The organism is Thiobacillus denitrificans ATCC 25259, assembly GCF_000012745.1.
GTDB lineage: Bacteria > Pseudomonadota > Gammaproteobacteria > Burkholderiales > Thiobacillaceae > Thiobacillus > Thiobacillus denitrificans_B.
Genome location: NC_007404.1, coordinates 658,013 through 671,309 on the forward strand (window position 1 = coordinate 658,013; position 13,297 = coordinate 671,309).

The following is a 13,297-nucleotide window of genomic DNA, read 5'->3' on the forward strand; positions in this document are numbered from 1 at the left end:
GAACCAAGACCTTACCTGGGAAGAGACATGCAACAAGTCAGAAAAGCAGTATTTCCGGTTGCCGGCCTCGGCACCCGTTTTTTGCCGGCGACCAAGGCCAGCCCCAAGGAGATGCTCCCGATCGTCGACAAGCCGCTGATCCAGTACGCAGTCGAGGAGGCGATGGACGCGGGTATCACCGACATCATCTTCGTCAGCAGCCGCACCAAGCGCACGGTCGAGGACCATTTCGACAAGGCCTACGAACTCGAAACCGAACTCGCTGCGCGCGGCAAGAACCGTGATCTCGAACTCGTGCAGTCGATCCGCCCGGCCGGGGTCAATTTCATCTACATCCGCCAGGCCGAGGCGCTCGGGCTCGGCCATGCCGTGCTCTGCGCGCGCCCCGTCGTCGGCGAGGAACCCTTCGCGGTGATCCTGGCCGACGACCTGCTCGACGGCGCGACGTCGGTCATGAAGCAGATGGTCGACCAGTACAGCTATTACCAGTGCTCGGTCCTCGGCGTACAGCAGGTCGCGCCGGAAGACACGGCATCCTACGGCATCGTCGACGCGACTCCGCTCGCCGATCGGGTGTCGCGCGTCAACGCGATCGTCGAAAAACCCAAGCCCGAAGAAGCGCCGTCGACCCTCGGCGTCGTGGGTCGCTACATCCTGACGCCGCGCATCTTCGACCACATCCAGCAGATCACGCCGGGCGCGGGCGGCGAACTGCAGCTGACCGACGCGATCGCCGGGCTGCTGAAGGAGCAGCAGGTTCTCGCTTACGCCTACGACGGCGTGCGCTACGACTGCGGAAGCAAGCTCGGCTACCTGCAGGCGACCGTCGAATACGCCCTGAAGCACAAGGAAGTCGCAGCCGACTTCGAGGCCTACCTCAAGACGCGGATGTGCTGATGCTCGGGCCGGTCTGCGCCGTGCAGCCAGACCGCGGCCTCGAGCGCATTTCCGGTTTCCATTCCCTGCCCTAAAAGCGCGGCGACCATGCCGGTTAGGCGGTCTCCCGAGCCCGCCTGCGCGAGCCAGGGGCCGCCGCTCGTGTTGATCGCATAGCGCCCTCCCGGATGCGCGATCACGGTGCCGGCGCCCTTCAGCGCGACGTGGGCGCCAAAGCGCGTACTCAGTTCATGTGCTGCGCCGACGCGGTCGGCCTGGACCGCTTGCGTGTCGACGCCGAGCAGGCGGCCGGCTTCGCCGGGGTGGGGCGTGAGCACCGTGGCCGCGTTGCGCTGTGCCGCGGCGAGGCCGAGTTCAGGGTCGGTGGCGATGAGATTCAACGCGTCGGCGTCGAGCACGAGCGGGCAGTCCGCGCCCAGTGCCGTCTGCAAGAGTGCGCGGGCGCGCGGGCTGCGACCGAGCCCGGGGCCCAGGGCGAGAACGTCGAGCGATGCCTCGACCAGCGCTTCTGCGCTGGCGAACATCAAACGCGGCGCGCCGTAGTCGACCGCGACCCGATCGTCCAATACCGCCACGCTGACGCTGCCGGCGCCCTGCGCGAGCGCCGCGCGTCCGGCGAGCAGGCAGGCGCCGACCATGCCCGGCGCGCCGCCGACGATGGCGACGTGGCCGAACTGCCCTTTGTGGCTGTTCTGCGCACGCGGCGGCAGACGATGGCGCGCGTCGAGGCCGGTGAGCGCAATCCCCTTCACCGACGGCATGTCGGCCGGATCGATACCGAGGGTGTCGAGATGCACCTGCCCGGCGTAGTCGGGGCCGTCGGCGGTCAGGAGCCCGGGCTTGAGGCCGAGGAAGGTGAGCGTGTGGTCGGCCCGAAACGCGCAGCCGCGCGCGCGCCCGCTGTCGCTGTCGAGCCCGCTCGGCACGTCGAGCGCGAGTCTTGGACATCCGAGCGCGTTGGCCTGCGCGATCCAGTGCGCCTCGTTTCCCGCCACGTCGCGCTGCAGTCCCGCGCCGAACAGGCCGTCGACGACCAGACCGAAACGGCGTGACGGGATCTCGCGCTGCAGGGTCCCCCCTGCCTGCCGCCAGGCCGCGTGGGCGCGTGCCGCGTCGGCTGGCAGACGGGCCGGATCGGCGCCGCCGACTGCATGCACGGGCGAGCCCTCTGCGGCGAGCAGGCGCGCGGCGACCAAGGCGTCGCCGCCATTGTTGCCCGGACCGACGAGGACGAGGACCGGGCCGCCGGCCTCTCCCGCGAGCGAAGCCGCCAGTTCCGCCGCCGCGGCGCCCGCCCTTTCCATCAGCCCGTCGGCGGCGAATCTCGTCTCGACGGCGCGCAGCTCGGCGGTCGTGTAGAGCGGGGGCGAGAGCGGGGCGGACAGGGGCGACATGGCACGGCAGCGGGGCGGAGGTCGGAACATCTTAAACCCGCGTGACCGGCGCGCGTGTCCCGGCATGGTCCGAAATAACCATTCGCGTCAAGTCTCCAGCGACGGCGACAGGTGCCGTAGTAGTGAGATGCCCACCCGACCGGTCCGAGACATGCAAAGACGACGTTTCCTGGCAGGCCTCGCGCTGCTTCCCGTGCTGCCACTCGCCGCCCATGCCGGCAAGAGCGAATTGAACATCGGCATTTATCCCGGCACCGGCAAGGCCGACATCCTGACCGCCGACTTTCGTGCCCTCGCCGGGCCGTTTGCCACGGCACTCGGGGCAGCGCTCGGCCTGAGCGCGCACCCCATGCTGTTCCGCAGCATCAAGAGCGTGGCCCGATCGATGCAAGGGCGCCGTCTCGACGCCTATTTCGTGCCGCCGTCGGTCGCGGTGGCGGCGCTCGACAACGGCTATTCGCCGGTCGTGCGCGTCCGTGACCAGGCGAGCGGGGCGCTCGTGCGGCGCAAGGACGCCGCCCAGGTCGCGACCGTCGCCCTGACCGAGAAGGAGTCGTGGCTCGACGTCATGGCGCGCTACACGCTCAAGCGCCAGGCGCCGGAGGCGGCCCGCGTCCTCAACTTCAAGACTCAGGAAGAGGTCGCGTTGGCCATGCAGCGCGGTTTCGCCGAGGCCGGCAGCCTGCGCGCCAAGGCCGCCGACGCGCTCGTTGCGAGCGGCAGCTTCGAGGTCTGGCACGCGCTGCCGACGACGCCGGACTTCACGCTCATGGCGAGCGACCGCATGAGCGCGGCCGACCGTGACAAGATCGGCGCGGCCGCCGTCGCGCTCGACGCCGCGGCCATCCAGGCGCTGCAGAAGACCATCCACAGCAGGGTCAGCGGCTTCGTCGTCGACAAGGAGGCCGATTACAAGGTGATCAAGCAGGCAATCGAAGAAGCCGGCTACTGAGCTTGCATGGCCGGTCGACGGGCGTACACTCTGGAACCATAGCAAGCTGCAGGAGACTCATCATCATGGACAAGCCGCATCGCTCCGTCACCGGCGCCGTCGTGGCCCCGTGCTCCGACGACGACACGTGCGAGATCTCGCAGTGTGAACTGTGCCTGAAGGAACTTCCCGCCGACGCGGTCAAGGTCGCCGACGCGCAGGACTACGTGCACCATTTCTGCGGTCTGGATTGCCTCGCCGCGTGGCAGAAGCGGGCCAAGGCCCGCCAGTAACCGTCCCGCCAGCAAGCGCCGGGCGGGCGCCTCGATCAGGCTAAAATAGCGTCTTTGCCTCGTTCGCAAAGACGCCATGTCTTCCATTGTTTCGCTCCCCGGCAGTGCCGCGCTGTCCGCTTTCCGTATCGACAAAATCCGCGCGCAGGCCGCAGCCATGGGAGTGGCACTCGGTGAACTGAGCGCGCGCTACTGGCACTTTCTCGAACTCGACGGCGAACTCGACTCCGCCGCCGATCGGCAGCTCGCGGCGACCCTCGACTACGGCACCCCGACCGACGCGCCGGCTGCCGACGCGGTGCATCTGCTCGTCACGCCGCGTCCCGGCACGATTTCGCCCTGGTCGTCGAAGGCGACCGAAATCCTGCGCAACAGTGGCCTCGGCATGCTGCGGCGTATCGAGCGCGGCGTCGCCTATCGCCTGTGTAATCCCGACGGCGAGGTGCTCGCAGCCGCTGCGCGACAGATGCTGCTGCCGCTTCTGCACGACCGCATGACCGAGGCCGTCATGGCCGGGCTCGGCGACGCCGCAGCGCTGTTCCAGCACGTGCCGCCGCGCCCGCTCGAGACGGTCGACCTCCTCGCGGGTGGGCGCGGCGCGCTCGTCGCCGCCAACCGCAGCCTCGGCCTTGCGCTGTCCGACGACGAACTCGATTATCTGGTCGAGAATTTCGTCCGCCTTGGACGCAACCCGACCGACGTCGAACTGATGATGTTCGCGCAGGCCAATTCGGAACACTGCCGGCACAAGATCTTCAACGCGTCCTGGGTCATCGACGGCGCGGCGCAGGACAAGTCGCTGTTCGGCATGATCCGCGACACCCATGCCGCGCATCCGGCCGGCACGGTCGTCGCCTATTCGGACAATTCGTCGGTCATCGAGGGGGCGGACATCGACCGCTTCTATCCGCACGCCGACAGCAGCTACGGCTACAACCGCGAACGCACGCACGTCCTGATGAAGGTCGAGACGCATAACCATCCGACCGCAATCTCGCCGTTTCCGGGCGCGGCGACCGGCAGTGGCGGCGAGATCCGCGACGAGGGCGCGACCGGCATCGGCTCGAAGCCGAAGGCCGGCCTGTGCGGTTTCTCGGTATCCAATCTCGATATTCCCGGGTATCCGCAGCCCTGGGAGAGCGGGGCCTACGGCAAGCCCGAACGCATCGTCACCCCGCTCGCGATCATGCTCGAAGGCCCGATCGGTGCGGCGGCGTTCAACAACGAATTCGGCCGGCCCAATCTGGCCGGCTACTTCCGTACCTTCGAGGAGACCGTCGCCGGGGAGCGCCGCGGCTATCACAAGCCGATCATGCTCGCCGGCGGCGTCGGCAGTATCCGCGACGAGCACGTGCACAAGAAGCTGCTGCCGACCGGCACGCTGCTGATCCAACTCGGCGGCCCCGGCATGCTGATCGGCCTCGGCGGCGGCGCCGCGTCGTCGATGGATACCGGCGCCAACGCCGCCGACCTCGACTTCGATTCGGTACAGCGCGGCAATCCGGAAATGGAGCGGCGCGCGCAGGAGGTGATCGACCGTTGCTGGCAGCTCGGCGAGCGCAATCCGATTCTGTCGATTCACGACGTCGGCGCCGGCGGCCTGTCGAACGCCCTGCCCGAGCTCGTGCACGGTGGCGGTCGCGGCGGCCGTTTCGAATTGCGCGCCGCGCCGTCCGAGGAAAGCGGCATGTCGCCGCGCGAGATCTGGTGCAACGAGGCGCAGGAGCGCTACGTGCTCGCGATCCCGCCGGCGCGGCTGGCCGAGTTCCGCGCGATCTGCGAGCGCGAGCGCTGCCCGTTCGCGGTGCTCGGCGAAGCGACCGAAGCGAACCATCTGCTCGTCACCGACACGCATTTCGACAATGCACCGGTCGACGTCAGTCTCGACGTCATCCTCGGCAAGCCGCCGCGCATGACGCGCGAGGTTGCACATCAGCAGGCGTTGCCCGCGCCTCTCGCGCTCGACGGCATCGAACTCCGCGACGCGGTCTATCGCGTGCTCGCGATGCCCGGGGTCGCGTCGAAGATGTTCCTGATTTCGATTGGCGACCGCAGCGTCGGCGGCCTGACCGCGCGCGACCAGTGCGTCGGCCCCTGGCAGGTCCCGGTCGCCGACTGCGCGATCACCCTCGCGGGCTACCGGACGACGCAGGGGGAAGTCTTTTCGATCGGCGAGAAGGCGCCGCTCGCCTTGATCGACGCCCCCGCGTCGGGTCGGATGGCGATCGTCGAGGCGATCACCAACCTCGCCGCCGCGCGCGTGGAGGGCCTCGGCGAGATCAAACTGTCGGCGAACTGGATGGCGCCTGCCGGCCATCCGGGCGAGGACGCCGCGCTGTTCGATACGGTCGCCGCGGTGTCGCAGTATTGCCAGGCGCTCGGCGTCTCGATTCCGGTCGGCAAGGACTCGATGAGCATGAAGACCGTGTGGCAGGACGGCGACGAGAGGAAAGCCGTGATATCGCCGATTTCGCTGGTGGTCTCGGCCTTCGCCACGACACCCGACACGACCGCTCACCTCACCCCGCAGTTGCGCGTCGACGCCGGCGAGACCGATCTCGTGCTGATCGACCTCGGGCTCGGCCGCAACCGCCTCGGCGCCTCCAGCTTCGCCCAGGCCTACAAGCAGGTCGGCGACCGCTGCCCGGACGCGCCGAGCCCCGATGCGCTCAAGGCCTTTTTCGACACGGTCCAGTCGCTCAACGCGGCCGGCCGGCTGCTCGCCTACCACGACCGCTCCGACGGCGGCCTCTTCGCCGTGCTGTGCGAAATGGCCTTCGCCGGCCACTGCGGGGTCGAGGTCGACGTCGACGAACTCTGCTCGGAAAAAATCCGCCTCGACGTCGAGGACGAAGGCCTGCCCGAGCCCGATCTCAAGGACCCCTGCGGCTACTCCGAGCGGATCTTCAACGTCCTCTTCAGCGAGGAGGCCGGTGCCGTGCTGCAGGTGCGCCGCGCCGACAGCGCCGCCGTGATGCAGGCGTTCTTCGACGCCGGCCTGCGCGGCGAGTTCTACATCATCGGCCATCCCGCCGCCAGCGACCGCGTGCGCGTGCTGCGCCGCGGCCGCGTGATCCTCGACGAGGCGCGCAGCGATCTGCAAAGCGCCTGGGCCCGGACCAGCTACGAAATGGCGAAACTGCGCGACAACCCGGTATGTGCGGAACAGGAATTCGCGCGCAACGCCGACGCCGACGAGCCCGGCCTCTACTACGCGCCGAGCTTCGATGTCGATGACGACATCGCCGTGCCCTTCGTCGCCAGCGGCAAGCGTCCGCGCGTCGCCGTGCTGCGCGAGCAGGGCGTCAACGGCCAGGTCGAGATGGCGGCGGCCTTCGACAGCGCGGGTTTCAGCGCGGTCGACGTGCACATGAGCGACATTCTGGCCGGACGCGTTGACCTGGCCGATTTCGCCGGCCTCGCGGCCTGCGGCGGCTTCAGCTACGGCGACGTGCTCGGTGCGGGCGGCGGCTGGGCCAAGTCGATTCTGTTCAATGCGCGGGCGCGCGACGCGTTCGCGGCGTTTTTCGCGCGTCCCGACAGCTTCGCCCTCGGCGTGTGCAACGGCTGCCAGATGATGAGCCAGCTGCACGACCTGATCCCCGGCGCGGCGTCGTGGCCGCGCTTCGAGCGCAACCTGTCGGAGCAGTTCGAGGCGCGCTTCGCGCTGGTCGAGGTGCTGCCGTCGCCGTCGATCTTCTTCGCCGACATGGCCGGATCGGTGATGCCGATCGCCGTGTCGCACGGCGAGGGCCGGGTCGTGTTCCGCGACCCGGCGCACGCTGCGAGGGCGCAGGCGACGCTGCGTTACGTCGATCACCGCGGCGCGCCGACCGAGACCTACCCGTTCAATCCGAACGGTTCGGCCGCCGGCCTGACCGGCTTCACGACCGCCGACGGCCGCTTCAGCATCCTCATGCCTCATCCGGAGCGGGTCTACCGCGCAGCGCAGCTTTCCTGGCGGCCGCCAGGCATGAACGCGGCGTCGCCCTGGCTGCGGATGTTCCGCAACGCGCGCCGCGCGGTTGGGTGATCCCCTCGACTATGCGAAAATAGCGGGCTTTGTCGTTTTGAAGCCTGCTGTCCGGGCACCCCTCGATCCGCCATGAACGCACCCCAGAATCTCTTGACCGACGACGATCTGCGCGCGCAGGTCAAGCTTCTCGGCACCCTGCTCGGCCAGGTGCTGCTGCAGTTCGCCGGGGAAGACGTGTTCGAGGCGGTGGAAACCCTGCGGCGCGGCTTTGCCGACTTGCAGCAGCAGGAAGACCAGCAGCGGCGCAGCGAACTGATGGCCATGATCGACGCGATGCCGGCCGGCAAGATCGAGCTGGTCGTACGCGCGTTCTCGAGCTATTTCATGCTGGTCAACGTAGCCGAGGAAAGCTTCGCGCACCGCAACCGCCGTCGCATGCTGTCGCACGGCATGACGCTGTGGGAAGGCTCGTTCGACCACACGCTCGCCGATCTCAAGGCGCAGGGCCTGTCGGCGGGCACGCTGCAGGGGCTGATCAACCGCCTGCACTTCGCGCCTGTCTTTACCGCGCATCCGACCGAAGCCCGGCGCCGCGCCGTGATGGAGGCCATGCGCAGGATATTCCTGATCTGCGACCAGCTCTACAGCCCGAGCCTCGGCGTCAACGACCAGCGCGAGCTCGAGGCGCAGCTCGCGGCCGAGATCCAGATCATGTGGCGCACCGACGAACTGCGCAGCGCCAAGCTCGAGGTGCGCGACGAAGTGCGCAACGGCCTCTATTACGTGCGCGAGAGCCTGTTCGAGGCGGTGCCCAAGGCCTACAGCTTCTTCGAGCGCGCGCTGCGCAAGCACTACGGCGTGAACGGCGACGGCGCGGCGCCGATCAGCGTGCCGAGCTTCATCCGCTTCGGCTCGTGGATCGGCGGCGACCGCGACGGCAACCCCTTCGTCACCGCCGACGTGACCGAATGGACCGTGCATACGCAGATGCAGGCGGCGCTCGACGAATACCGCGCGCGCGTGCGCGAGTTGCGGCAGACACTCACCCACAGTAGCGGCTGGTGCACGCCGTCCGCGCCGTTTCTCGAGCGCCTGGCCGAATACGAGGCCGAGTTCGGCGAGCAGGTGTTCCGCGGCACCGCGGTGCAGATCTACAGCCGCGAACCTTACCGCCGCATGGCCGCGATGATGCTCGCGCGGCTCGACGCGAATCTCTCGTACGTGCACCAGTGCCTCGCCGACGTGCCGAGTTTCACCTCGCATCTCGCCTACGAAGACGCAGCGGCCTTCCTCGCCGACCTGTATCTGATCCGCGACTCCCTGATCAGCCACGGCGACCGCATCATCGCGATGCAGGACCTGCAGGCACTGATCCGCCTGGTCGAGAGTTTCGGCTTTCACCTGCTGCAGCTCGACATCCGCCAGGAATCGACGATCCACACGCGGACCGTGGCGGCGGTGCTGCAGCAGATCGACCCCGACTTCGACTACAAAGGCGCCGATGAAGCCGAGCGTCTGAAGCGCCTGTCGGCGTGGACCGGGCACATCGATCCGATCGAGATCGATGACAGCCTGCTCGACGACGAGGCGCGCGAGACCGTCGCGGTCTTCCGCCGCATGGCCAAGCTCAAGAGCGAAGTCGGCGACGAAGTCTTCGGCACCTACATCATTTCGATGACCCACAGCGCGTCGCATGTGATGGAAGTCATGTTGCTCGCGCGCCTGGTCGGGCTCTGCGGCCACAACGGCGACGCGTGGTTCTGCCGCATCCTCGTCGCGCCGCTGTTCGAGACCGTCGACGACCTGCAGCGCAGCCAGGCGATCCTCGACGAGTTGCTGTCGAACAAGGTTTATCGTGCGCTGGTCGCGGCCGACGGCAACCGCCAGGAGGTCATGCTCGGCTATTCCGACTCGTGCAAGGACGGCGGCATCCTCGCGTCGAACTGGAACCTCTATCAGGCGCAGCTTTCGATCATCGCACTGACCCGGCGGCATGGCGTCGAGTGCCGGCTGTTCCATGGCCGCGGCGGTACGGTCGGACGCGGCGGCGGCCCGACCCACGAGGCGATCCTGTCGCAGCCGCCGGGTACGGTCAACGGCGAAATCAAGTTCACCGAGCAGGGCGAAATGCTGTACTACAAATACAGCAACCCCGAGACGGCGAACTACGAAATCGGCATGGGTGTGACGGGTCTGCTGAAGGCCAGCGCCACCCTGCTGAAGAAATGCGAAGTCCGGTATCCGCAGGACTATCTCGACTGGATGCGCGACATCGCGGCGGCGGGCGAGACGACTTATCGCGCGCTGATCGCGACGCCCGGCTTCATCGATTACTTCTACGAAAACACGCCGGTCACCGAGATCGGCACGCTCAATATCGGCAGCCGGCCTTCGCATCGCAAGAAGGCCGACCGCTCGCTCGGCTCGATCCGCGCGATTCCCTGGGTGTTCGGCTGGGCGCAGTCGCGGCACACCCTGCCCGCCTGGTATGGCATCGGCAGCGCGCTCAAGTCCTTCGTCGACCAGCATCCGGAGGGGCTTGCGCACCTGCGCGCGATGTACGCCGAGTGGCCATTCTTCCGCGGCCTGCTGTCGAACGTCCAGATGGCGCTGACCAAGGCCGACATGGAAATCGCCGAGGAATACGCGCGGTTGTGCGACCACCCGGGGACGCCCGACATCTATCGCGCGATCGCCGACGAGTTCGCCCTCACGGTCGCCGGCGTCAAGCAGGTCGCGCAGATCGAAAACCTGCTCGAGGACAACCAGCCGCTGGCCCTCTCGATCTCGCGTCGCCGCCCCTACATCGACCCGATCAACCACATCCAGGTCCGGCTACTCAAGCGCTATCGTTCCGAGAGCGTGTGGGAATCCGAGCAGGACTCGTGGCTCACGCCGCTCAAGCGCTCGATCAACGCGATCGCAGCGGGTATGCGCAATACGGGCTGAGAACGAGCCGGCGATGACGCCTCCCGCCCCCCGCCCGCCCAAGCGACGCGCACTGATCGCCTCGATCGCGATCAATGTCGTCCTCGCGCTGCTGGCGGGCGGTCTGGTGTTGTACGCGTTCATGCTCAACGTCGACCTCGGCGACGTCAAGCGGCGCCTGTCGAAGGAGGTCGAGACGCGGCAGCAGACCGAGCGCTATCTGATCGAGACACGCAACAAGCTGACCGAGAGCGTGCGCGAAATCGAACAGCTCAAGGCGCAGCTCGCGTACAAGGAGAGCGACTACCAGGCCGGGATCGCGGTCAAGCCGGCGCTGCCGGTCGTGGTCGGGTTCCGCTCGTCGATGCTCGGCAAGGGACTGGTCGCGGTGCTCGAGAACACGAGTGACCGCTACCTGACCGTCATGCTGAGCGCGCGCAACCCGACGCTCGCGCAGGCCAAGCGCTTCCAACTCGACCTCGAGCCGCGCTCACGCGTCGACTTCGGCCACTTCGAGGGCTGGGAGTTCGCCTCGGGCGACGAGATCGCGCTCTTCCGCGACGAGTTCCGCCCGATCAGGCTGACCGTGCCTTAGCCCGCCGCGGCACGCGCAGGCCGAGCAGCGCAGGCATCAGCAGCAGCTCGAAGACCTGGCCCGCGAACAGGCCCACCGCGCAGAGCACGCCGAAATGCGCGGTGGGCCGAAAATCTGAGGTTCCCAGCAGGCTGAACTGCGCGATCAGGACGACCGAGATCGCGACGACCGCGCGCCCCGAGCTCTCGACGCTGCGGATGATCGCGAAGACCGGGCTGACGCCGCGGCGGATGCGGTGCAGATAGCCGTGATAGAGGTGGATCGTGTCGTCGACCGTGATGCCGAGAATGACGCCTGCGATCAACACCGTGGCCACGTCTAGCCAGATGCCGAAGGCGCCCATGACGACGAAGATGAAGAAGAGCGGGGCGAGATTGGGGACGAGACAGATCAGTGCGCCGCGGAAGGAACGGAAGAGCAGCGTCAGTAGCACCAGGATTTGCAGGAAGGCCGAGGAGAAGCTCTTGACCTGGCCGTCGACGATGCGGTCCTCCTGATCCGAGAAGAGCCGCCCGTAGCCCGCGAGTTCGACGGCGACGCCCGGAATCGGCTGCGCGGCGACGCGTTGACGCACGCGCTCGATCACCTGGCTGATTTCGTTGGCGCCGTGGACGTTGAGACTGAGCGTGATGCGGCCGCGCTGGAACTCGCGGTTGACGAGTTCGTACAAATCCTCGCCGTCATAGATCAGCAGGAGTTGCTCGACCAGCCGCCGGTTGTCGGGCAGGGCGTTCCCACCCAGATCCTCGTCGTGGAACGCGCGGTTCATTTCCTCGAGCACGTCGACCAGCGAAAAGGCGCGGTCGACCTCCGGTTGTTGCGTCGCCCAGGTCTGCAGCGCCTTGATGCGGGCCAGCGTCGCCGGGTCCTTGAGGCTGTCGCGCGTGGCGCCGGTCAGCACGATTTCGAGGCCTGTCACGCCGGAAAGCCGGTCTTCGACGCGGCTCGTGCTGCGGCTGATGCGGTGCTCGGGGGCGAAGAATTCGATGATGTTGGACTCGACCTTGACCTGCATGACCAGCGGGATCGTCGCCACCACGAGTACCGCTGTCGTCGCCAGCACCGCGCCCGCGTGGCGCAGGCTGAATACCGCGACCGCCGCGGCGATGCGCCGGGCGTGCGCGAGGCCCGAGCGCCGGCGCGGCCAGCGCGGCGTGTCCCACTTGAGCAGGATCGGCGGCACCAGGACGAACACGACCAGGAACACCATCAGCGTGCCGACCGCGCCCGCCAGGCCGAAGGCCTGCACCGGGGGAATGTCGACCCACAGCAGACTGAGCAGCCCCGCCCCGGTCGTCAGCACGTTGAAGAGACCGGGGGTGAAGGTGTCCTTGAGGGCGCGCGCGATGCGCTTGGGGCGCGGCAGAAGCGCGATGCGCGCACGCTGGACCGCGGCGTAGAAATGCAGCAGCGTCGCCGTGGTGTAGGCCGCCATCAGCGTCGGAATCATTGCCGTGATCGGCGTGTAGGGCTGGCCCGTGATGACGAGCCCGGCGACGCTGGCGCAGACGACGGTGGCCATCGCGAGTCCCCCGACGATGACCGGCCGCACGCGGCCGACGACCCATCCCATCAGCGCGAGACCGATCACGATGGTGAGCGGGATGAAGACTGCACTGTCGCGCCAGATCGAGCGCAACTCCTCGACCGTCTGCGCGACCGTACCCGCGGTCGCCGTCTGGTAGGGCGCGAGCTTCTCCGCCGCGATCGCGGCCTCGAGCGCCACGGCGATGTCGCGGCGGGCGAGGCTTTCCTTGAGGATTTTCGGCCGCACGACGAGGGCGACGGCGCGCCCGTCGCGCGACGCGATCAGCCCCGGCGCGAAGGCGTCGCCGAGCACCCGTGCTTTCCATTGGGCCGGCGTGCGCGTGTCGAGCGCGTCGGCGTCGACCAGCGGCGAGACCGCGAAGCCGTCGTCGCTCGCGTCGACGTGCTCGACCGTCGTCAGCGTGAGGACACGGTCGACGGCCGGATGCCGCGCCATCGTCCGCGCCGCGCGGTCGAGCGCGGCGAGAAAGGCCGGGGTGTAGAGCGCATCGCCCTCGAATAGCGCGATGACGGCTTCGTCGTTGGGAAATTCGCGGAACAGCGATTCGCGCAACGCGATGGTCGGCGAATCGGGCGGGGAATAGATGTCCGGCGCGTTGTTGAAATGCAGCTTGAGGACGAAGGGGATCGACGCGAGCAGGATGCCGAGCAGCAGGGCCAGCGCCACCCAGGGCGGCAGCAAGGGAACCCGGCTGCCGCTCGCCAATGCCTTGAGCGTCTGCATAGGCGCGCGGC

The 13,297-nt window shown here is 68.0% G+C and carries 8 protein-coding genes; 6 read left to right on the top strand and 2 right to left on the bottom strand.

Translation table 11 applies throughout. The annotated features are described in order from the left end of the window. Nucleotides 1–27: 27 nt before the first annotated feature. The gene (gene galU, locus TBD_RS03160; protein ID WP_011311137.1) at nt 28–897 is read left to right on the top strand and encodes a UTP--glucose-1-phosphate uridylyltransferase GalU; all 870 of its coding nucleotides are present in this window, start codon (nt 28–30) and stop codon (nt 895–897) included. Here galU and TBD_RS03165 read toward each other — a convergent pair. Continuing rightward, a complete protein-coding gene (locus tag TBD_RS03165; protein ID WP_148202998.1) occupies nt 873–2,291 on the bottom strand; it encodes an NAD(P)H-hydrate dehydratase in 1,419 nt (472 codons plus the stop codon). The two genes, galU and TBD_RS03165, sit on opposite strands and share 25 nt — an antisense overlap. Before the next feature lie 151 nt (nt 2,292–2,442). Between TBD_RS03165 and TBD_RS03170 the strand changes: the two genes are divergently transcribed. From TBD_RS03170 to TBD_RS03190, 5 genes are all read left to right on the top strand, one after another. Further along, complete coding sequence (locus tag TBD_RS03170) at nt 2,443–3,243, top strand: PhnD/SsuA/transferrin family substrate-binding protein (RefSeq protein WP_041432294.1); 801 nt, start codon at nt 2,443–2,445, stop codon at nt 3,241–3,243. Between the two features lie 65 nt (nt 3,244–3,308). After that, nucleotides 3,309–3,515, top strand: a complete 207-nt coding sequence (locus TBD_RS03175; protein ID WP_011311140.1) for a DUF3330 domain-containing protein — start codon at nt 3,309–3,311, stop codon at nt 3,513–3,515. Between the two features lie 76 nt (nt 3,516–3,591). Further along, entirely contained in the window at nt 3,592–7,548 is a 3,957-nt protein-coding gene (purL, locus tag TBD_RS03180) for a phosphoribosylformylglycinamidine synthase (protein ID WP_011311141.1), read from the top strand. 72 nt (nt 7,549–7,620) lie between these two features. Next, nucleotides 7,621–10,440: a phosphoenolpyruvate carboxylase gene (gene ppc / locus TBD_RS03185; protein WP_011311142.1), complete on the top strand. Its 2,820-nt coding sequence runs from the start codon at nt 7,621–7,623 to the stop codon at nt 10,438–10,440. 13 nt (nt 10,441–10,453) lie between these two features. Then, nucleotides 10,454–11,014 carry a hypothetical protein gene (locus tag TBD_RS03190; protein WP_011311143.1) on the top strand — a complete coding sequence of 187 codons (561 nt, stop codon included), beginning with the start codon at nt 10,454–10,456 and terminating at the stop codon, nt 11,012–11,014. On the opposite strand, the gene TBD_RS03195 is transcribed toward TBD_RS03190, so the two are convergent. Continuing rightward, nucleotides 10,995–13,286 carry an efflux RND transporter permease subunit gene (locus tag TBD_RS03195; RefSeq protein ID WP_011311144.1) on the bottom strand — a complete coding sequence of 764 codons (2,292 nt, stop codon included), beginning with the start codon at nt 13,284–13,286 and terminating at the stop codon, nt 10,995–10,997. The genes TBD_RS03190 and TBD_RS03195 overlap by 20 nt on opposite strands. Nucleotides 13,287–13,297: the final 11 nt, after the last annotated feature.